Source organism: Companilactobacillus farciminis KCTC 3681 = DSM 20184, assembly GCF_002706745.1.
Taxonomy (GTDB): Bacteria; Bacillota; Bacilli; order Lactobacillales; family Lactobacillaceae; genus Companilactobacillus; species Companilactobacillus farciminis.
The window spans coordinates 2004957-2025668 of sequence record NZ_CP017702.1; the positions used below are offsets into that span (position 1 = coordinate 2004957).

At 36.7% G+C, this 20712-nt stretch carries 21 protein-coding genes; 7 read left to right on the forward strand and 14 right to left on the reverse strand.

From position 1 onward, the window contains the following. Positions 1-5: 5 nt before the first annotated feature. The gene (radA, locus tag LF20184_RS09915) at positions 6-1376 is read right to left on the reverse strand and encodes a DNA repair protein RadA (RefSeq protein WP_010018662.1); all 1371 of its coding nucleotides are present in this window, start codon (positions 1374-1376) and stop codon (positions 6-8) included. Between the two features lie 19 nt (positions 1377-1395). Next, a complete protein-coding gene (locus LF20184_RS09920) occupies positions 1396-1938 on the reverse strand; it encodes a dCTP deaminase/dUTPase family protein (RefSeq protein ID WP_010018661.1) in 543 nt (180 codons plus the stop codon). A gap of 131 nt (positions 1939-2069) precedes the next feature. Between LF20184_RS09920 and LF20184_RS09925 the strand changes: the two genes are divergently transcribed. The 5 genes from LF20184_RS09925 to LF20184_RS09945 all read left to right on the forward strand — a co-directional run bounded on the left by LF20184_RS09925 (position 2070) and on the right by LF20184_RS09945 (position 9190). Then, complete coding sequence (locus LF20184_RS09925) at positions 2070-2372, forward strand: GNAT family N-acetyltransferase (protein WP_010018659.1); 303 nt, start codon at positions 2070-2072, stop codon at positions 2370-2372. Further along, positions 2373-3062, forward strand: a complete 690-nt coding sequence (gene rpiA / locus LF20184_RS09930; protein WP_010018658.1) for a ribose-5-phosphate isomerase RpiA — start codon at positions 2373-2375, stop codon at positions 3060-3062. 24 nt (positions 3063-3086) lie between these two features. Beyond that, positions 3087-4430: a C1 family peptidase gene (locus LF20184_RS09935; RefSeq protein ID WP_010018657.1), complete on the forward strand. Its 1344-nt coding sequence runs from the start codon at positions 3087-3089 to the stop codon at positions 4428-4430. 130 nt (positions 4431-4560) lie between these two features. Beyond that, positions 4561-6981 carry a Xaa-Pro dipeptidyl-peptidase gene (locus LF20184_RS09940; protein ID WP_010018656.1) on the forward strand — a complete coding sequence of 807 codons (2421 nt, stop codon included), beginning with the start codon at positions 4561-4563 and terminating at the stop codon, positions 6979-6981. Positions 6982-7105: 124 nt separating this feature from the next. After that, positions 7106-9190 carry a KUP/HAK/KT family potassium transporter gene (locus LF20184_RS09945; RefSeq protein WP_010018654.1) on the forward strand — a complete coding sequence of 695 codons (2085 nt, stop codon included), beginning with the start codon at positions 7106-7108 and terminating at the stop codon, positions 9188-9190. 35 nt (positions 9191-9225) lie between these two features. Here LF20184_RS09945 and LF20184_RS09950 read toward each other — a convergent pair whose 3' ends face one another. Beyond that, on the reverse strand, positions 9226-9744 hold the full coding sequence (locus LF20184_RS09950; RefSeq protein WP_010018652.1) for a hypothetical protein: 519 nt from the start codon (positions 9742-9744) through the stop codon (positions 9226-9228). Positions 9745-9980: 236 nt separating this feature from the next. Between LF20184_RS09950 and LF20184_RS09955 the strand changes: the two genes are divergently transcribed. Beyond that, on the forward strand, positions 9981-10268 hold the full coding sequence (locus LF20184_RS09955) for a hypothetical protein (RefSeq protein ID WP_010018650.1): 288 nt from the start codon (positions 9981-9983) through the stop codon (positions 10266-10268). Positions 10269-10316: 48 nt separating this feature from the next. On the opposite strand, the gene LF20184_RS09960 is transcribed toward LF20184_RS09955, so the two are convergent. The 5 genes from LF20184_RS09960 to LF20184_RS09980 all read right to left on the reverse strand — a co-directional run bounded on the left by LF20184_RS09960 (position 10317) and on the right by LF20184_RS09980 (position 14355). After that, positions 10317-11123 (reverse strand): Cof-type HAD-IIB family hydrolase, encoded by an 807-nt coding sequence (locus LF20184_RS09960; protein ID WP_082607429.1) that lies wholly within the window; start codon positions 11121-11123, stop codon positions 10317-10319. A gap of 102 nt (positions 11124-11225) precedes the next feature. Further along, positions 11226-12086 carry a GRP family sugar transporter gene (locus LF20184_RS09965; RefSeq protein ID WP_010018648.1) on the reverse strand — a complete coding sequence of 287 codons (861 nt, stop codon included), beginning with the start codon at positions 12084-12086 and terminating at the stop codon, positions 11226-11228. 339 nt (positions 12087-12425) lie between these two features. Next, positions 12426-13100, reverse strand: coding sequence for a 2,3-bisphosphoglycerate-dependent phosphoglycerate mutase (locus tag LF20184_RS09970; protein WP_010018646.1), 675 nt, complete (start codon positions 13098-13100; stop codon positions 12426-12428). Positions 13101-13164: 64 nt separating this feature from the next. Further along, on the reverse strand, positions 13165-14043 hold the full coding sequence (locus LF20184_RS09975; protein WP_010018645.1) for a cation diffusion facilitator family transporter: 879 nt from the start codon (positions 14041-14043) through the stop codon (positions 13165-13167). Between the two features lie 99 nt (positions 14044-14142). Continuing rightward, the gene (locus LF20184_RS09980; RefSeq protein ID WP_235699452.1) at positions 14143-14355 is read right to left on the reverse strand and encodes a hypothetical protein; all 213 of its coding nucleotides are present in this window, start codon (positions 14353-14355) and stop codon (positions 14143-14145) included. A gap of 198 nt (positions 14356-14553) precedes the next feature. Here LF20184_RS09980 and LF20184_RS09985 point away from each other — a divergent pair, with 198 nt between their 5' ends. Further along, entirely contained in the window at positions 14554-15294 is a 741-nt protein-coding gene (locus tag LF20184_RS09985) for a DUF5067 domain-containing protein (RefSeq protein WP_010018643.1), read from the forward strand. A gap of 16 nt (positions 15295-15310) precedes the next feature. Here LF20184_RS09985 and LF20184_RS09990 read toward each other — a convergent pair whose 3' ends face one another. The 6 genes from LF20184_RS09990 to LF20184_RS10015 form a co-directional block, all read right to left on the reverse strand. Next, complete coding sequence (locus tag LF20184_RS09990; protein ID WP_056945141.1) at positions 15311-16048, reverse strand: CPBP family intramembrane glutamic endopeptidase; 738 nt, start codon at positions 16046-16048, stop codon at positions 15311-15313. A 208-nt stretch (positions 16049-16256) separates the two neighbouring features. Continuing rightward, positions 16257-16790 (reverse strand): hypothetical protein, encoded by a 534-nt coding sequence (locus LF20184_RS09995; RefSeq protein WP_056945142.1) that lies wholly within the window; start codon positions 16788-16790, stop codon positions 16257-16259. Positions 16791-16959: 169 nt separating this feature from the next. Further along, the gene (locus LF20184_RS10000; protein ID WP_056945143.1) at positions 16960-17352 is read right to left on the reverse strand and encodes a DUF956 family protein; all 393 of its coding nucleotides are present in this window, start codon (positions 17350-17352) and stop codon (positions 16960-16962) included. Between the two features lie 112 nt (positions 17353-17464). Beyond that, positions 17465-18376 (reverse strand): PTS system mannose/fructose/sorbose family transporter subunit IID, encoded by a 912-nt coding sequence (locus LF20184_RS10005; RefSeq protein ID WP_010018638.1) that lies wholly within the window; start codon positions 18374-18376, stop codon positions 17465-17467. A 19-nt stretch (positions 18377-18395) separates the two neighbouring features. After that, positions 18396-19214, reverse strand: a complete 819-nt coding sequence (locus LF20184_RS10010; RefSeq protein WP_010018635.1) for a PTS mannose/fructose/sorbose transporter subunit IIC — start codon at positions 19212-19214, stop codon at positions 18396-18398. Between the two features lie 41 nt (positions 19215-19255). Further along, positions 19256-20227 carry a PTS sugar transporter subunit IIB gene (locus LF20184_RS10015; protein WP_010018634.1) on the reverse strand — a complete coding sequence of 324 codons (972 nt, stop codon included), beginning with the start codon at positions 20225-20227 and terminating at the stop codon, positions 19256-19258. Positions 20228-20712 lie beyond the last annotated feature (485 nt).

Here is a 20712-nt window from a genome sequence, read left to right on the forward strand (position 1 = left end):
AATTTTTAGAATATTTTGTTCATAGCGTCTGACACGGTACTGACACCGATGATTTGAATCTTATTATTTTTGGACCAGTCGCCAAGATTGTTCTTAGGAATAAAGATTCGCTTGAAACCTAATTTCTCAGCTTCATTGACTCGTTGATCGATTCGATTGACTCGTCTTACTTCACCAGTCAAACCAACTTCACCAACGAAACAGTCAGTTCCAGGGATACCCATATTCTTATAGCTAGAAGCAATTGACATCGCCAAAGCTAAATCGATTGCCGGCTCATCTAATTTTACGCCACCAGTAGATTTCAAATAAGCATCCTGATTTTGGAGCATCAAATTACCACGTTTTTCTAGTACCGCCATGATAACGGAAACTCGATTATGATCTAATCCGGTTGCTGTTCTCTTGGCGTTCCCAAAAACAGTTGGTGTGATCAAGGATTGAATTTCAACCAAAATTGGTCTCGTTCCTTCCATTGAAACTACCACTGCAGAACCATTGGCATTAGCTAAACGCTCTTCTAAAAAGATTTCTGAAGGATTAGCCACTTCAACTAGTCCTTTGGTCCGCATCTCAAAAATACCGATTTCGTTAGTCGAACCGAAACGGTTTTTGACTGAACGTAAAATTCGATAACTGTGATGAGTGTCACCTTCAAAATACAAAACCGTGTCCACCATGTGTTCCAAAATCTTTGGTCCTGCGATAGCGCCACCTTTAGTCACATGCCCAACGACAAAGACGGTAATATTTTGCTGTTTAGCGATGTTCATCAATTCAGCCGTTACTTCACGAATCTGCGAAATACTACCGACCGCTGAAGAAATCTCTGGCTCATCCATCGTCTGCACAGAATCGATAATCAAAAAGTCTGGTTTCATATCATCGATTGTTTGACGAATATAACTCATATCCGTTTGTGGATAAATGTATAAGTTGTCGCCTTTGATACCTAAACGGTCAGCACGCATCTTAATTTGAGAAGCACTCTCTTCGCCAGAAACGTACAAAACTTTGCCACCGGTCTTTTGAAGTTGTCCCGAAACTTGGGTCAAAAGCGTTGACTTACCAATTCCTGGATCTCCACCAATTAAAATCAAAGACCCTGGCACGATTCCGCCACCGAGTACTCGATTTAGTTCGTCCATATCAGTCTTGATACGAGGTTCTCTTTCAAATGAGACATCCCCAATCTTAACTGGTTTAGATTCCAAATCACTCACGCGACGACTAGGTGTAGCACTAGCTTTGACAGTTGCTTGATCGACTTCTTCGACCATTTGATTCCAAACGCCACAGTTAGGACAACGCCCTAAATATTTTGGTGAGACGTAACCACAGTTTTGACATACGAATTTTGTTTTAGCTTTAGCCAATAAAATAGTTCCTTTCTTATTATATTCCTGAAGAACCAAATCCACCAAGGCGTTTCTTCAATCCACCCTCATCATCATCGGTTGTAAGATATTTAATGAAAATTCCTTGCGCTAATCTTTCACCTTTTTTGACCTTATAGTCCATTGGGAAAAAGTTGATCAATTGAACGAACAATTCACCTTCATTACTATCATTATTATAGTAGTCTGCGTCAACTACACCAATACCATTAGGAATCGAAAGTCCACGTTTCAAAGGATTGCTCGAACGACTGGCAATGATCAAGACTTCATCATCTTGCATGTAAGCTTTGATACCAGTTGGAACTAAAACCGGCTTGATTGATTTTTGAATTTCAGCAAGTTTTGAGTCGTCCATCTTACCTTTATTCAAAATAAATTTCAAAACATTTAAAACTCCAAATTTCCAGATAGAAGGTACCACGAAATCCTGTGCACTTTCTATATCATAACCAGCAGCGTTTTTAGTCTGACGAACTGGCAAATTAATACCTTGTCCCTCGTATTTTTTCACAATTTCAAATCCACGTTTTTTTGTCAAATCGAAAACTCCTTCAGCATTAGATAACTAAAATAATAGCATTTTAAGCGCTATAAAACTATTCATTACACTGACTTTCTACTTATAATAGAGTAATATAAAATTAAATTAATCTAGCAGGAGGTAATTATATGGAAATGAAACATGAGGACGGTCGTTTCTATTTTGAAGACAACGACAAAATGATTGGTGAAATCACTTATTCAACCGTTAAAGATGGTGTCGTTTCAATCGATCACACTTACGTTGACGACAATTATCGAGGTCAAGGTCTAGCTGGCAAACTTCTAAACGCTATGTTGGATTTTTCTGACTTAAAGGGTCTCAAAGTAGTGCCAGTTTGTGAATATGCCAAAGCTGCTTTTGAAAAGAAGCCAGAAATCAGATTTCTTTTAGCAGACAATTACCAAGAGCTATTGAAGGGGGAAAATTAGTTGAATCAAGATGAATTAAAAAAAGCCGTTGGTGTTAAATCAGTCGACTATATCAAGAGTGATACCGTAGTTGGTCTAGGTACAGGTTCCACCGTTTACTACATGATCGAAGAATTGGGCAAGAGATATCAAAGTGGCGAGATCAAAAATATCGTTGCCGTAACCACTTCATCTCGTTCTGAGAAACAAGCTCAATCTCTTGGCATTCCAACTAAAGATTTGAACGACGTTGACCACATCGACTTAACAATTGATGGTGCTGACCAAATCGACAAAAACTATCAAGGAATCAAAGGTGGCGGTGCTGCCCACTTGTTAGAAAAGATGGTTGCTACTAACTCAACTAAAAATATTTGGATCGTTGACCAATCAAAAATGGCCGACACATTAGGCAGTTTCCCACTACCTTTGGAAGTAATTCCATTCGGTTGCGAGAAGACTTTTGAAGACTTGCAAAAGGAAGACTTAAAGCCAGAATTTCGTCTCGATGAAAATGGCAAACGTGTCCTAACTCACAACAAAAATTACGTCATCGACTTAAAAGTTGGTACGATCAATCACCCTCATCTTCTAGCCGATTGGTTAGATCATCAAGTTGGAATAGTTGCACATGGTCTATTTCTTGATATAGTTAATACTATTATCGTCGGTTACGAGGATGGTCCAAAAGTAATCGATAATATCAGATAAATTTCAAACAGAGGAGAATATTGCATGACTAAAGAAATTACATCATCAGATTTAACTAATTTTCAAACAGCATTTGAAAAGACACCCGCTTCAGCAGCTATCAAAAACGCTGTAATCAACAACGGACTTTTCAAATCAAGTGAAACTATCGAATCTAAAATTGCTATGGATCCAACTTTCTCAGTTGAACTAGATACTGGTAAAGTTGCTGATCAAATGCGTTCTGGACTCTGCTGGGTCTTCGCTGCTTTGAATACTATGAGACACCCTGTCCAAAATGAATTTAAGATCAAGGGCTTTGAATTATCACAAGGCTACATGCTTTTCTGGGATAAGCTAGAAAAATCTAACTACTTCTTCGAAAATGTCATCAACACTGCTGCGCTTCCAACAGGTGACCGTAAAGTTGACTTCTTAATGACAACACCTCAACAAGACGGTGGTCAATGGGATATGGTCATGGCACTTGTTCAAAAATATGGACTAGTTCCTAAGAGCGTTATGCCAGATACTTTCAGTCGTAAGAACTCATCTGAACTAAATAACGTTCTTAACAAGAAATTACGTAAAGGTGCTATTATCCTACGTAACTTAGTTAACGACAACAAATCAGAAGAAGATATCGAACGTAAGAAGAACGAATTACTAAGCGAAATCTACAAGATTTTAGTTTACACAGTTGGTGTTCCTCCAACAAAATTCGACTGGGCTTACCGTGATGACGATAAGAATTATCACAAAGAAGTTGGCATTACACCTCAAGAATTCTTCAAGAAATACGTTGGTTGGGACTTAGACAGCTATATCTCAACTATCAACGCTCCAACAGCTGACAAGCCTTACAATCACGTTTATACCGTTGAAATGCTTGGCAATGTCGTTGGCGGTCGTCAAGTTCGTCACTTGAATCTTGAAATCAATGACTTCAAGAAACTTGCTATCAAACAACTTCAAGCCGGTGAAACAGTTTGGTTCGGTAGTGATGTTGGTCAAAGTTCTGATCGTAAGATCGGTATCATGGACACAAACATCTATGACCTTGAAGGCTTACTAAATACAGATTTGAAGATGACTAAGGCAGAACGTCTTGACTACATCGAAAGTATGATGACTCACGCTATGGTTATCACTGGTGTTGACCTAGACGAAAACGGCAATCCATTGAAGTGGAAAGTCGAAAACTCATGGGGCGAAAAAGTCGGAAACAAAGGTTACTTTGTCATGAGCGACTCATGGTTTGACGAATACGTTTATCAACTAGTTATCAACAAGAAGTACTTGCCAGAAGACCTAAAGGATACTTTTGAAAAGGAATCTAAAGAACCTAAAGTTCTTGCTCCTTGGGATCCAATGGGTGCTCTTGCCTAATTTTTAAGTAATTTAACCTCGTTAGAATATTCTAGCGGGGTTTTTGTGTACCTAAATTCTATCGTAATACCTATGTAAAACCCTTTCACTGTCTTATAATGAGATTAATATCGAAGAAGGAGTTGTCTGTATGAAAAATAATCAATTTGCAATTCGTCCAACTGAATACAAAGATCAGCTGGTTGAACTTGAAACAATCGGTTTTCTGGATAAAGATAACGAATCAGAGACCGACCCTATCAAATTATGGAAAAGTTTCTTAAGTAAGAGTTTTTTAGAAGCCAAAACATCTTCAGCTTTTGAGGAAAAATTAAAAACCTATATGGCAACCGAATCTTTGAATCTGAATGAATACTTAGATTCCGCAACTAATGTTTCTGTCAGTGCTTTTTATAACGTCGCTTTACAATTATTAAAATTCAATCCAGACGTAGATTTCAATTTCAGCGATCCTTTGGGTGCAATGAAAAAAATCCAATTGATGATTGCTGATCACAACACCGACTTCTTTTCAGTCGATGAATTAAAATCCGCTTGGTATTGGCTATTAGCTACTCACAATAAAAATGGTCAAACTTTCATTGATTTTCTAGCTACCAAGGGCTTTTTCATAAGATTCTATGGCAAGGTCAACCACCCACTATTATTCAACGGCAAAACCCTACCTGTCTTTGATCCACATCAATTAATTCGTGAAGTTGTTTATGTAGAGTCTCCTCAAGACACCGATCATGATGGTAAAAGAGACCTACTAAAAGCCGAAATATTACGTCCCCAAGCCACTGAAAATGGTCTAAAAGTCCCAGTCCTTTATACCGCTAGTCCATACAATCAAGGAACTAACGACGAAACAGGCGAAAAGTTAACTCATAACGTCAACGTAACGCTTCAGCATAAAGAACCTAACAACTTACAATACAACGATATCGAATACCACGCTCCTGAAACCAAGCTACCACATTCACGAGTAGTCAACGGTCAGACTAAACGTGCCGAAGAAGATTTCTCTCGTGAGAGTTCTTATACCATGAACGATTACTTCCTAGCTCGTGGTTTCGCGGTCGTTTACATGGCAGGTATTGGAACTAAAGATTCTGAAGGTTTAAGAACAACTGGTGACCCTGATGAAACTACTTCTACAATTTCTATCATCAAATGGCTAACCGGTGAACTACCTGCTTTCACTAATAGAATCGACAATATTGAAATCAAGGCTTGGTGGTCAAACAAACGTATCGCTATGACGGGTAGATCTTACTTAGGAACTCTAGCTACTGCCGCTGCTACAACTGGGGTTTACGGACTAAAGACAATTATCAGTGAAGCTGCTATTTCTAGTTGGTACGACTATTATCGTGACGGTGGTCTCGTTATTGCTCCCGGTGGTTTTCCTGGTGAAGATGCCGACGTGTTAGCTGAAGAAACCTTCAGTCGTCGTCTTCAACCTGGTGACTTCCACAATGTTAAAGATACTTGGAATAAGCAAATTGAAAAAATCAATCAGGGACAAGACCGAACAACTGGTAATTACAACACCTTCTGGGACGCTAGAAATTATCATAAAGATTTCAAAAACATCACTGCTGATGTCTTCATGGTTCACGGTCTCAATGACTGGAACGTTAAGCCAAGAAATGTCGAACGTCTGTGGAATGGCATCAAGCATAACGGCGTTACACAAAAACTGATTTTGCACCAAGGTCAACATATCTACATCAATGCTTTCAGATCTATCGACTATAACGATATTATCAACCTCTGGCTCACTCATGAATTACTTGGCGTGGACAATCAAGCTAAAGAAATTATCCCTAATGTTATTATCCAAGACAACACCGAGACTGAAACTTGGAACGCTTATCAAGACTGGGCTAATAATGATAACGAACAAATCAAATACAGCTTATCAAGTGATAAATTAAATACTGGACAACCTGTAAAGCAAGAATTATCTTTCAATGATCAATTAGACAAAAAGTCCTTTGATTTTTACGCTAAGCATAACGATACTTGGGAAAATGAACTATTATCTTCTAATGAGAAGTTGCTTAAGAATCGTTTGCTCTTTAAGAGCGCACCTTTAGATGACGATTTAACGATTGACGGTAAAACGTTAGTTAATTTAAAAGTTTCTTCTAGCCAAAATATTGGTCTTTTGAGTTTCCAACTAGTCGACTACGGATTAGCTAAACGACTAACAGTTTCACCTACGCTTCTTTCCAAAAATAGTTTGGCAGGAACGTTTGATTGGCGCGAAGATGATTTACGTGAATTTACTTATGGTAAAGAGACTCCTTTCAAGATGATTTCTAAAGGTCACCTCAATTTACAAAATCGAGAAAATAATTATAAAGTAGATGAACTAAAACCAGATGTTTTCTATAATGTGGGTGTTGAATTACAGCCAACATTCTACAAGCTATTAAAGGGACATCAATTGGGATTGATCGTCTACGCTACTGATTTTGAAATGACGGTTCGTGGTAATCAAGATATTAAATACACAGTTCAAACAGAAGATTCATCATTGATCGTTCCGATTCACAAATAGTACCAAAAGTTCATAAATGCCTTGATATATATGGAATCTCACTAGACCAAAATTATGTGGTTTCATACTATCAATTTCAATGTTATAATCGCGGTTGAACTGTTTAATTTTGGAGATTATTTATATGGAAAAGACACAACTGAATTCTTTGAAAAATAACCCCCATTCAAAGATGAGCATAGCCGGATTCTTAATTGCTTTAGGAATCGTCTATGGGGATATTGGTACATCTCCTCTATATGTTATGCACTCTTTGATGGTTGGGAACGGCGGACTAGAAAAAATGTCCACTGATTTTATTTTAGGTAGTGTTTCACTAATTTTTTGGACACTGACTTTGGTAACGACAATCAAGTATGTTTTGATTGCTTTACGTGCTGATAACCGTGGTGAAGGTGGTATCTTTGCCCTCTACACCTTGGTTAGAAAACGTGCTAAATGGTTGATTATTCCAGCCATGATTGGTGGAGCAACTTTCTTAGCCGACGGTATGATGACCCCAGCGGTTACCGTTACAGCGGCAATTGAAGGTTTAAAGGGTATTAAGATCAACAATATGGTGCTGATCAGTACTCAAAACCAGGTTATCATCGTAACGGTCATTATTTTGTCGACCCTCTTCTTTATTCAAAGATTTGGGACACAACTTATCGGACGTGCTTTCGGTCCTATCATGTTGATTTGGTTTAGTTTCTTAGGTGCGATTGGTATTTTCAATCTATCATCTGATTGGACTATCATTCGTGCTTTGAATCCTTACTACGCTTTTGAATTGCTCAGAAGCCCTATCAACATCAGAGGTGTTTTCATCTTAGGTAGTATCTTCTTGGCTACTACTGGTGCTGAAGCCTTGTATTCTGATATGGGACACGTTGGGCGCCCTAATATTTATACTAGTTGGCCTTTCGTTAAAGTTTGTTTATTACTCAGTTACTTAGGTCAAGCTGCTTGGATAATCGGCGTTCGCGACAACCACACCTTGCAACAAATGGGTTCTTCAATGAATCCGTTCTACCAATCTATTCCAGCCGATTTTAGACTCTTTGGAATCTTCTTATCAGCTATGGCAGCTATCATCGCTTCTCAAGCCTTGATTTCTGGCTCATATACTTTGGTATCCGAAGCTACGAAGTTGAGAATGTTCCCTCGTTTGAAGACTTATTATCCTACAAACTTCAAGGGTCAATTATATATCCCAACTGTTAACTCAATTATCTGGGTCGTTTGTCTATTCATCGTTTTCTATTTCAAAACTTCAGAAAACATGTCAAATGCTTATGGTCTAGAAATTACTATCACTATGTTAATGACTACGATCCTCTTGCATCAATGGTTGTTGATGAAACGTGCTAACCGGCTATTTACTACCGTTATCATTAGTTTCTTCTTCGTCATTGAAAGTATTTTCTTCGTAACTAACAGTAGCAAGTTCATCCACGGTGCTTACATTACAATGTTCATTGCTGCTTTACTTATTCTCGTTATGTTCGTTTGGAGATACGGCGAAAGACTCAAGGATGACAATACGTTTAGAAGTCACTTCGTTTCATTGCTTGCTTTCAAGCATCAACTAAACGACTTGAGAAAAGATCCTAGTTACCCACTATATACAACTAACTTAGTTTACTTAACTAAGATTCATGACGGTTATCGTATCAAGAAAAACATTCTTTACTCAATTCTTGATAAACGTCCTAAGCGTGCTCAGGTTTACTGGTTCGTAACAGTTAACGTTACCGATGAACCTTATACAGCCGCTTATAGCGTTGAAACATTCGATACAGACTACATGGTCAGCGTCCAATTGTACTTAGGATTCCGTGTTGATCAAAAAGTTAATGTTTACCTTCGTCAAGTTGTTAATGACATGATGTCAAATGGTGAAATCAAGCCACAGCCACAGAAATATACAACTATTCCAGATCGTGAAGTTGGTGACTTCTCGTTTGTTATTATCAAAGAGGTTATCTCACCAGATACTAAGATCAGTAGTTTGAATAAGAGTATTATCCACATGAGATTGATTTTGCAAAAATTCATTTCACCTGCTAACTGGTTTGGACTTTCATACAGTGACGTTGTCGAAGAGCGTGTACCATTAGTTCTAGGCAAAGTTTCACTCAACCGTTTACGTCTAGTTAGAAAAGATCGTTCCGCTTTGAAAGATATTCAAATCGACGGCGAAATTGATGACGATGACGACGAATAACAAAAAGCTCTCACAATTGTTGTGAGGGCTTTTTTCTATGCTTGCAAAACTTTGACTGTCTTTTGATTTAGCTTATTAGTAATAAAGTCAACTACCCACTCGACGTCCTTTTGTGGAGCCCCTGACTTCAACAAGTTCCAAGATAAGTCTAAGGCCACGTCATGTCCGTCATCGACTTTCAAAATAATATAATGTGGCGTCCACTTGTTAGACTTTTTGGTTACGACTAATGAATAGGACAAAATATCATCGAATGAAATTGCTTTTTGCTTCTTGGCTAATGGCAAAAAGATTGCTTTGATACGTTTCGTCCAAGTACTGTAATCGTAATAAGAAACATTTCCTTCAGTAATTTTCCATTGTCCATAGAGACTAGGCAAATACCGTGGATAAATCACCATACTTTGAATGAAAAATCCGATTAGACCCCAAATTATACCTGCAGTCAAATCGTGTCTAAAAATAATATATACAAAAGAACCTATAGCGGCTCCGAAGATCAAACTATTCAACAATGGTTTCCAATTTAATTTTCTAGCAAAACTTTTTTCCATCTTAATCGCCTACTTTTAAATTCCTAGTAATTTATTATTTAATTAATAAATTTAAATTAAAAATACCTTTTATCCCTCATGACATCAAAGAAACTGCTCTGAAATAGACAACTTGTCATAGAAAAGGGTAACAATCTTTTAATTTATTAATAACTAAATATAATTGTAATTAATCAACGATATTAATTTGTTTGTCATTGATCAATTCAAATCATAGAAAGAAGCAAGTGATTATTATGTTCACTTATATTCAAATTACTCAACGCAATTCAGAAACATTCAAGGGCTATGTTGATTATGAGTTTGGAAAAGATAAACTATCAATGACCTTAGTCAGAGGCATGAAGACCTTGCGCCATATCGTTATTCCTTTTTCAGAGATCACTGATTTAACCATCGATAAGTTTTACGGCGAAGATCGAGTCAACTTCATTTACAACGCTCAAAAGTTCTCCTTTATCAATACTGGCTATGGCGAATCTAAATATTTACAACATCACATTTTAAAAGCTACTAAAGCTTAACTAAAAAAGGTCTTACCAGAATTAATTTTCTAGTAAGACCTTTTTTAGTTATTTTTGAAGAAACTTCTTTATACCGTAGGCGACGCCATCTTCATCATTGTTCTTCGTGATGTACTTACCGTATTCCTTCACGCCTTCTAAAGCATTATCCATGACAACTGGCGTTCCGACCATTTCTAGCATTGATAAATCGTTGAAGCCATCACCAAAAGCCGCCATATCCTTTTTAAGCAATTTTTCTAAGTCTTGAATGTATTTGATGCCACGTGACTTTTGAGCCAAATGACTGGTGATTTCGAGGTAATATTCGCCAGACTGTTTAATACTCATATCTCCCGTGTTGATTGATTCTAATTTTTCAATCAATTGTTTCATTTCAATCACATCAAATGATAACAACATAATTTTGAAGACTTTTACGTCCGGTTGTTTTAACAAAGAAACATAATCGACTAATTTAGGCGTTTGTCCACCCATTTTTTGCTCATATTTGACACCTTTGTCGAATTTATCAACGTACCAAGTATCAACATCGTAAAAACTGCGACTAACTTTAGGAAATTGCTCATCAACTAAAGCAATCACTCTCTTTACGCTATCAATATTCAATGTATGTTCACTGAGAATTTTCAAACCTTGGCCTTGTTTTTGAAAAATCAAACCACCGTTGAAGCCAATTTGTGGTTCGTCTAAATCAAGTTTATCAATGACTTCGGTCATTTCCATTGGTGAACGCGCCGAAACTAATGTAAACGGAATTTGACTTTCTTTAATAGTTTGGACGTTTTTTTCACTGATTTTGCAATTGCTTTGTAAAAGAGTTCCATCCATATCGGAAAAAATATGTTTGATCAAAATCATTCCTCCTAGGTTGAGTTATTTCCCATTATAATGGAAGCGAATACATTTTTCTACAACAGCACAAAAAAACAGCCAATCAACTGATCAGCTGTTATATTAAGATGCAAATGATGTAGCAACACTACCGATAACGATCAAGACGATACCTAAAATCGTATAAGTCAATTCACGATGACTCTTGTGTTCATGCAAGACGATAATTCCACCGAATGTACCGATCACAACGTTTAATTGTGTCCAGATAAAGGCCGAAGTATTACCGTTAGCTTTAGCTGAGAAAATATAAGCAAAAGCGGCGATTCCCCAAGCAATACCAGCAATAATGTTTTGATATTGTTGCTTTTGCTTGAATGAACTACGATCTGTAAATACTGCATAAATGATGGCACCTAACAAAATACCTAGCATTTCAGGTAAGAAAATTCCAGTACTGCTTTCATGTTTAACGATTGAGATATTAGGAAATGAAGAATAGATCCAAAAACCAACTGTTGTACATAGAAGGAATAACGCATCTTTGATTTCCATCTTTTGAGAAGTTGAGCCGTCGGTAACTGATGTTAATAACGCACCAACTACAACGATCAACAAGGCAGCGATTCCGATAATCTTAGCGTGAGCACTGCTCCAATCACCGAAAATCAACATCCCGATAATTGAATTACCAACTAATTGAAAAACAGTTGATAGTGGAACTGTACCAGATACTCCGATACGCTTGAAAGAAATGAACTGACCGATTTGACCGATCGTCCACAAGGCCCCACATAAAACGGAGAACCAGAATGCTTGTGCACTAACGCTCGGTTGAGTAACTAAGTAAGAAATCAAACCGACAATAGTAGCACCAGCACCAATACCAAACATTTGGTTAACTGGAGAGCCACCCACTTTTCCAGTAATAATTGGCATGAAGCCCCAACCTAAAGCTGGTATTAAAGCAATTAAAATATTCATAGCAAACTCCTTTTCAGCAAACGAATATTAGTAATAATTATTTTTTTAACGTGGCAAATATTTCATATATAAGGAACTATGTTTCTCATCATACAAGTTCTATTACTCAGACAAAAAATGAATATTATTACGAACAAATTTGGTTAAATAAGTCCTTTTGGCACAAAAAAATGTGTGAAACTCATCTAGACCATTTAAATAGTTTACAACATATTTTGAAAAAAGAAAGCATTTTCTCTCAAAAAGGCAAAAAAAATGAAAGTGCATTCATAGCTGTCCTAAGACTAGCAAGCACTTCCAGATATTTCGAAAAATCATTTTATTTGTATAAAATCATTGTTAATAGCGTTGACGATTATCATTAATTATATTTAATTTATCATCAAAATCATAAACCAACGGAGTTCCATTAGCTACTTCTACTCCATCGATATCTTTATCACTAATACCTTCAATGTATTTGATCAAGGCTCTAATCGTACTTCCATGAGCTACAATCAATTGATTCTTGCCATCCAAGAGACCAGGAGCCACGTGATCAACGTAATAAGGGATTATTCTTTGATAAGCTTCATAAAGGCTCTCTGCAACTGGCATCATATTTTGATCAAAATACTTGTAAGGACCGGTCGTAGGATCTGGTTTACTCAAAGCCGGTGGGACTGAATAAAAGCTTCGACGCCACAAGTGAACTTGTTCCAAACCATATTCTTTTCTCGTGTCATCCTTATTGAGTCCACGCAAGGCCCCGTAGTGACGTTCATTTAAGCGCCAAGTTTTAGTTATTGGCACATAATTAAGATCTAAGTCATCTTGAATTATATAGGCTGTCTTAATAGCACGCTGTAAAACTGATGTATGTACGTGTTCAAAATAAAAACCTTTGAGCTTTTTTGCAGCTTCATGTGCCTGCATTACACCTTCATGCGTCAAATCAACATCATTCCACCCCGTATATTGATTCAAAGCATTAGCAATACTCTCTCCATGTCTTACCATGACAAGTTTTACCATATTATGACATTCCCAACTTTCATATAAAATTACCTTCTAATCTTAGCACAGTTTGGTTTCTAAATTAATCGATCAATGAATTATCAAGACCTCTAGAACACTCTGCCTGTAAGGTCACATGAGTAATATTGAATTTATCGAGCAGCAATTGATCCACTTGATCGTACAAAGAATCCAACTCTTTCATATTGCAGTTTTTCAAAACGTTAATATGAGCATCGAGCATGATGTGATTTTCATCGATCATCCAAACGTGCATGTGATGAACCCGAACAATTTCAGGGATTGTCATAATTTCTGCTTCAACTGTCGTTAAATCGATTTTTGGGCTGGCCTCCATAAGGATGTTGATAGTCTCTGAAACGACTGTGTAAGCTTCTTTTAAGAGCCAAATGGCAATAACTATTGTAATTACCGGGTCGACCCAATTCCAATTGAATAAAATGACAAAAATAGATGCCACAAAAACACCCACTGAAGATAAGGTATCAGTCAGCATATGTAAAAACGTTGCCTTGATATTTAAATTATGTTTTGAGCCCGACATCAACATCAGCATTGAAACTAGATTGGCAAGCAAACCAATAACCGATACGATCATCATCAATTTACCATCAATGTGCTGTGGTTGATTCAAACGTTTAAACGATTCAAAGACCATCATCACGGTAATAATGACTAACACAATTGAATTGACGAAAGCTGCTAAAATTTCTGCTCTCTTATAGCCAAAGGTCTTCTTAGCGTTGTTCTTTCTTTGACCAATCACATTGGCAATGTATGAAATAACAATCGACAAGGAATCTTCCAAATTATGGAAAGCATCAGAAATCAAGCCAAGACTTCCTGAAACAAAGCCACCAACGAATTCAGTGATCGTAATAATGATATTCAAAGCCGTAACATAAAAGAAACGTTTACCAGTTATTTTTTCGTGATCCATATTTTTGCCTCCTTATCTATCATAATCAATAACTACAAAAAAGTATAAAAAAAGACGGGGTTCCTCAAAACCTCGCCTTTCTTAATTTATATTATCCTTCTATTTAGTTGTTAGCTTAGCAACAACTTTAATGGGATGAGCTACATCAATGATATCAGAGAATCTATTTGTAATATAGTCTCTCATACCGTCACGTGCTTCTTTCTTAGAAGTATTGTGACAAATGCGCTTCTCAGCAATTGTTTGGCCTTCTTTGCTCAAAAAATTACAAGTAACTTCATAATCGCCATGATTACCAAAAAACAACATCATTGTGACCCCCTTCTATGCAAAATAACTATCTCATTAACTTCGACCAGATATTTATACCACTTTTCAAATAGCAGTTCAACACTCTATGTAAAAATTGTATTGTTTAAAAAAAACTAAGCATATTTTTGATAATTAATTCCTAAGAGTTAATTATGATATTATAAACGTAACGATTTATTCACAGGGGAGCCAACATTTATGAAAAGGGAAAATAACAACAATAGATCTCGTATGACTCGTGAAGCATTTCGACGCAGAAAACAACCATTTTATAAAAAGAAATCATTCTTAATTTCAATTATTTTAATTTTAGTTATCATAATTGGTCTATTTATTATTTGGAAAGTCAATTTTTCTAATAATAGCAACAACGAAAGCACCGAACAAACCACTCACAAAATTGAAAAAGTTAAGCCAAAGAAAACTACTAAAAAGAAAAAAACGACCAAAAAAGCTAACAAAGCCGAAAAGGTAACCAAAGAACAACCAGAACAAAAAGTTCAAAAGCAAGAAGAACCAAAACAAGAAGTTAAGATTCAAAATCCTGGAACTTACAATGATTTAGTCTACGATACTGATTGGTACACATTCAAAATTTCTAATGAGGTTAAGTTGATCAAAGATGCCAATGGCGACGCTGCTTTGATGGTCAAATACAATTACACTAACAAAACCAATAGCAACGAAGTTCCTCAACAAGTCCAAAACAATGCCATCATGCTCAAACAAAATGACCAACAATTAAGTCCCACTACGGCAACTGGCGACAATGCTAGTCTGATTAATTCTACTAACAATGGTCAAGTTCTACCCGGTAAGAGTTTTGACGGTGCATTATTAGTAAAAGTCAACGACACCACTTCTGAAGTCACGATGTACTTCAAGAACATCCAGACAAATGCTTGGTTAGATAGTACTCAACCACTCAAACTAGACTAAAAAAAGCTGAATAATATCAGCTTTTTTTTATTTCAAAATTTTGCAGTTGAATGTATGCAATGAACAAAGCAATACCTAAGAAAACGATCATGACGTACAAACTAGCCATGGTAAAACTAGTCTGTGAAGCTTGCTGCATCAATTTATTAGAAAACATTGGGAACATGTCTCGAAAAGCGTGCAAAGCTATGACAATCGCTAAATTATGGGTTTTGATGTAAATTGTTCCAAACAAAATCCCAATTGCTGCCGCAAAGATCATCTGTGCTGAAACATAGCCAAATGGCAAAGCTTTTAAATTTGTAATGTGAATCAAGCCAAACAAAATACTCGAACCTATCACAGCGCCAAAAGCATTATTGTGATTAACTTTCAAAAATAACCCAATCAACAAACCTCTAAAAATGTATTCCTCAGCTAAACCGACTAATAAACAAATCAAAATCACTTGGAATTTAACTTGAAAATCATTTACCAACAAGACCGGTGAATTCAAAAAAGCCACGATAATCAAGGCCGGAAAAGCAGTTGATAACTGTGCTAGACCGTTCTTTCGATTAAACCAGAAAACTTTTTCCTGAAAGTATTGTCGATTCAACAAGTAAGCAACCAAGAAAACCACCAAATCTGCTAACGCCTGAGCAAAGCTGTTAACTGACTGTTTACTCAAAATCAGACCAATGATTGTCAAGGTAACGGGAAAAATCAAGCTGGCCACAATAATTTTTACAATGTTATTTTTGAATAATCTCATAAAATCCCCTTTAATTATTTTTAAGTAAATTATATAGAAAAATCTCTTGACATGAAACGCGTTCGATAAAGTATTCTTTAATCGTTGAAATACTTGTTCTGCATGAAAACACTGTTATCTTCCTTGTAGAGCTTACCCTTCAAAGCCGTATTTCAAAAAATTTATTTGTTTGAAAAAGACGAGCATCTCCAATGGATACTCGTCTTTTTTACATATTTGAATTTAAAAAACTAATTAATCTTTTTAGCTCATTTTCAGATACTGGTGATTCATCATTAGTCCAAGCACAACGTAAACAAATATTTTTATTATCGGTACTAACAATTAAGCAATGTGTCTTACGAGCTAATGGATAGTTTAATTCCCCACCAACAGGATTTTGCGTGTTCATAACGGTCTTGCCGTCGACGATTGCAAAACTCTTGATCTGGTCAAAAGAAATCCTTTGCAGCTGCTTTTTTGCAGGCCAAAAGATTGCCAGTAGTTGTTTTGACCAAGTGTCATAATCTGAATAATAAATTCCAGTTTCATCGACGCTCCAATAGTCATAAAATTTCTCCAATGACTTAGGAAAAATCACCAAGCTATCTATTCCAAAAGCTAAAATTCCACCAGTTAAAGCAAAAATTGGCATCGTTGGAAAAATCACATAAACGATAATCGCCACGACGATACCAAAAAAGATACTGATCAATAATGGTTCAAAACTGATTTTTCTTTCAAAATTCAATTCTCTATCCATTTCAATCACCTAGATTGTCTTTTTACTATCTATAAAATAAGACAATCTAGTCACTTTTTCCAAAATTAAGTTCTAATTTATTACAAAATATACTCTTTGGCACAAAAAAAGAACATTACTAGAATCGTAACGGCGTTACACCACAATTCCAATAATATTCTTTATATTTCTACTTCTTTTTATTTTTTTTCTTCTTATTAGGATTACGCTTGAAAGCCCGCGCCACAACTTGGAAGAAACTCAACGAACGTACAATACGGTCCGGTTCGATGTAGACCCTAATTGCACGCAAAACCTTTTTTGGATCACGTGAAGAAAACGAGAAAGTTCCGTTCTTCTTAGTTTGAAGTGCAAAACGTGGTATCCACTTGCCACCAAACATAATTGAAGCGATAACTAGATCCACTTCACTCCAAGGAATTTGAATGTAGTTATTAACGTCACGGTCGTCATAAAATTCAAAGCCCTTATCTCCAATCATGATTTTGCCATAATCGGTCATTCCCAAATGAGAGGTAGCTTTTTCAACTAGATCTGCTTTCGTATTGATTGATTCAACCATCTAAAATCTACTCCTTTAACTTCCTGAATCGTATTATACGTCTGAACTTATTTATTATCAAAAAAGGGGCTGAACTCTAAAGAGTTCACCCCAAAATGAAAGTTTCGAATTATTACATAACGTGAAGTACGTGTAGGACAACACCGACAACGAACAAACCAAGAATAATAACGATTGGTGAAACTTTCTTCTTTAGTAACCACATGCAGAACAATGTTAGAAGCAAAGCAGCTAAACCAGGGATCAATTGATCCAAGTTATCTTGCAATGTTGTTACTTTGTGAGATGTCAATGAAAGACCAGCGCCTTGTTGGATCAAAGCTTCCTTGATTCCTTGAGCACCTGATGGTAGATGTGACCAGTCAATGTAAGCACCTTTATCTAGTTTAACAGTTGAAACTGTTGGTGTGAATTTAACAACAACCCAACGGTTGATCAATGAACCTAGAATGAACATACCTAGAATTGAAGCACCCTTTGTGATGTCTTGTAGAACACCACCAGAAACGTCTTCTGTAATCTTTGAACCGGCTTTGTAACCAAGTTCTTGTGTGTACCACATGAAGGCCATACGAATAGCATTCCATGCAACGAAGTAAATGATTGGTCCAAGAATATTACCAGTCATAGCAAGTGATGCAGCTAAGGCACCAATAATTGGCTTAACAGTGAACCAGAACACAGGATCACCAATACCAGCTAGAGGACCCATCATACCAACTTTAACACCTTGAATAGTAACGTCATCGATTGGAGCACCGCCTGCACGTTCTTCTTCCAAGGCCATAGTAACACCTAGAATAGGTGAAGCTAAATATGGGTGACAGTTGAAGAATTCCATGTGACGCTTCAATGCAGCAGCACGATCTTCTTTTGTCTTATATAATTTTTTCAATACTGGAATTAATGAATAAGTCCAGCCACCGTTTTGCATACGTTCGTAATTCCATGAACCTTGAAGGAATGTTGAACGCCACCAAACGGAGATTCTATCTCTTTTAGAAATTTTAACTTGATCTGCCATTTTTATGAGTTCCTCCCTATTAGTAATTATCTATGATGTCGCCGACTGGATCACCTGTATTGGAGTTTCCTCCACCATTTGATGAACCGCCATTACCACCTGATTTAGATAATTTCAAGTAGATGAGCGCCATAGAAATACCGATAGCACCAAGACCGATAAGTGTTAGATCTGTAACTGTTGCAAGTACGAAACCAATAGCGAAGAATGGCCATACTTCACGACTAGCCATCATATTGATAACCATTGCGTAACCAACAGCAACAACCATACCACCACCGATTGACAAACCATCTGTCAACCATGTAGGCATAGCATCTAGCAAGCCCTTAACGGGACCAGCACCGATAGCAAGAATCATTGCAGCAGGGATAGCGATACGTAGACCTTGCATACAGATAGCAACATATTGCCAGAAATCAATCTTTCTAAAACTACCTTCTTCGGCAGCTTTATCCATGATGTGAACAATACCAGTTGCAAGAGTACGACATAGAATTGTTAGTAGTAGTCCGGCAACAGCCAAAGGAACAGCGATAGCAATAGCTGAACCAACACCAGCTTGACCTTTACCACCAAGAACTAGAATAATAGCTGAAGCAACAGCTGCCAAAGCAGCATCAGGTGCTACGGCAGCACCGATATTAGCCCAACCTAAGGCGATCATTTGTAGTGAACCACCAAGGATAAGGCAAGGTAACAAGTTACCTGTAACTAAGCCGATTAAAGTACATGCGATAACTGGTTGGTGGAAATGGAATTCATCCAAGATACCTTCCATACCAGCTAGGAATGATACTAAAACGACAAGAATAATCTGAATAGCATTTAATTGCATGATTATTAATCCTCCGTTTTATTTCTTAAACATATATAAATTTATTTGTTTTTATTCAACTCGTCTTGAGCTTTCTTCATGATGTTATCAAGGTTATCTTCTGAGTCTGTTGGAACTTTACGAACATCAAACTTGATGCCTTCCTTTTCCATAGCCTTGAATGTATCGATATCATCTTGACCGAAAGCCAAAACTTTATTAGGTTGAACTTTACCAACTGAGTGAGCCATTGAACCAACATTGATAGTCTTCAATGGAACTCCCCCGTCGATTGCTCTCTTAACATCTTGTGGTGTTTCGAAAAGCAATAGTGCACGTTCGCCACCAAAGTGTTTGTCATCTTTGGCGATCTTGATCATTTGATCGATTGGGATAACGTGTGCGTGAACACCAACTGGTGCAGCTTGCATAATCAATTGTTTACGCAAATCATCTTTAGCAACGTTGTCTGAAACAACAATAATACGTGTTGGGACAACCGACTTAGACCATGCAGTAGCAACTTGACCATGCAATAGACGTGAGTCGATACGTGCCAAAACATACTTCATCTTACCAGGTTTACCACCTGATACAGCTTGTTGTTTTGGAGCAGCTTTAGCTTCTTTAGGTTGTAGAGATTCTGGACGAACCTTAACACCCTCTTTGGCTGTTTCAATGATATGTGCAGCAATTTCTTGTGCAGAATTCATTGACATACGTGAAGCATAAGCTTCAATCAACATAGGCAAGTTAAGACCAGCGACGATAGCCCACTTGTCTTTATGTGCCTCGAACAAACCATTTGTTTGGTTAAAAGGTGTTCCTCCCCAGAGATCAACTAAGAACAAAACTTGTTCTTGATCTTCAAGAGCTGAAACAGCTTTTTCCAATTTTGCCTTTAGGTCATCAGGACCCATGTCGGGTTGTAATGTAACGGATTGAACATCTTTTTGTTCACCGAAAATCATTGAACCAGACATCTTGATACCGTCGGCAAAGTCACCATGGCTTGCAATAACAATTCCAACCATGTTTAATCCTCCTTTATTTTTATGTCATTAAAGCGCTTACTTTGACCACCCATTTATGATCGATTGACAATAAAAATAGAATAATTTCTAAATAAACCGCTTTAATAGAGCTCACCCTTCATGTGAACCCTTACATAATATCATTTTTTCAGAAAAAAAACAGCCTTTTTAACAAAATTAAGCAAATTAAAACAAATTTAAACTTTTGTTATAAATTTAACAATATAGTTTTTGGCTTTTTGGTCCTTAATTTAAAGCTATTACATCAAGTTATTTGAAAAATAGGTATTAAATGGTCAAAACCAATTCCATTTTTTGAGAGATATTTTTAGAAGATTTCTATTGTTTGAAAATCTTTCTATCTTTTCAGTGTTTTCATGATTTTATGGGTCTATACCCTTTTATATCAGCATTTTCAAGTTGGTTTATAAAGTCTATTTATTTCAAATAAAGATTTTCCACGTGTTTTTCGTGTGTAACATGAT

What these genes read in the sequence shown, in the direction of transcription:
- LF20184_RS09925 (WP_010018659.1), top strand. Translation starts at nt 2,070, where the DNA reads ATGGAAATGAAACATGAGGACGGTCGTTTCTATTTTGAAGACAACGAC.
- LF20184_RS09935 (WP_010018657.1), top strand. Translation starts at nt 3,087, where the DNA reads ATGACTAAAGAAATTACATCATCAGATTTAACTAATTTTCAAACAGCA.
- LF20184_RS09940 (WP_010018656.1), top strand. Translation starts at nt 4,561, where the DNA reads ATGAAAAATAATCAATTTGCAATTCGTCCAACTGAATACAAAGATCAG.
- LF20184_RS09945 (WP_010018654.1), top strand. Translation starts at nt 7,106, where the DNA reads ATGGAAAAGACACAACTGAATTCTTTGAAAAATAACCCCCATTCAAAG.
- LF20184_RS09950 (WP_010018652.1), bottom strand. Translation starts at nt 9,744, where the DNA reads ATGGAAAAAAGTTTTGCTAGAAAATTAAATTGGAAACCATTGTTGAAT.
- LF20184_RS09955 (WP_010018650.1), top strand. Translation starts at nt 9,981, where the DNA reads ATGTTCACTTATATTCAAATTACTCAACGCAATTCAGAAACATTCAAG.
- LF20184_RS09965 (WP_010018648.1), bottom strand. Translation starts at nt 12,086, where the DNA reads ATGAATATTTTAATTGCTTTAATACCAGCTTTAGGTTGGGGCTTCATG.
- LF20184_RS09970 (WP_010018646.1), bottom strand. Translation starts at nt 13,100, where the DNA reads ATGGTAAAACTTGTCATGGTAAGACATGGAGAGAGTATTGCTAATGCT.
- LF20184_RS09975 (WP_010018645.1), bottom strand. Translation starts at nt 14,043, where the DNA reads ATGGATCACGAAAAAATAACTGGTAAACGTTTCTTTTATGTTACGGCT.
- LF20184_RS09980 (WP_235699452.1), bottom strand. Translation starts at nt 14,355, where the DNA reads ATGATGTTGTTTTTTGGTAATCATGGCGATTATGAAGTTACTTGTAAT.
- LF20184_RS09985 (WP_010018643.1), top strand. Translation starts at nt 14,554, where the DNA reads ATGAAAAGGGAAAATAACAACAATAGATCTCGTATGACTCGTGAAGCA.
- LF20184_RS09990 (WP_056945141.1), bottom strand. Translation starts at nt 16,048, where the DNA reads ATGAGATTATTCAAAAATAACATTGTAAAAATTATTGTGGCCAGCTTG.
- LF20184_RS09995 (WP_056945142.1), bottom strand. Translation starts at nt 16,790, where the DNA reads ATGGATAGAGAATTGAATTTTGAAAGAAAAATCAGTTTTGAACCATTA.
- LF20184_RS10000 (WP_056945143.1), bottom strand. Translation starts at nt 17,352, where the DNA reads ATGGTTGAATCAATCAATACGAAAGCAGATCTAGTTGAAAAAGCTACC.
- LF20184_RS10005 (WP_010018638.1), bottom strand. Translation starts at nt 18,376, where the DNA reads ATGGCAGATCAAGTTAAAATTTCTAAAAGAGATAGAATCTCCGTTTGG.
- LF20184_RS10010 (WP_010018635.1), bottom strand. Translation starts at nt 19,214, where the DNA reads ATGCAATTAAATGCTATTCAGATTATTCTTGTCGTTTTAGTATCATTC.
- LF20184_RS10015 (WP_010018634.1), bottom strand. Translation starts at nt 20,227, where the DNA reads ATGGTTGGAATTGTTATTGCAAGCCATGGTGACTTTGCCGACGGTATC.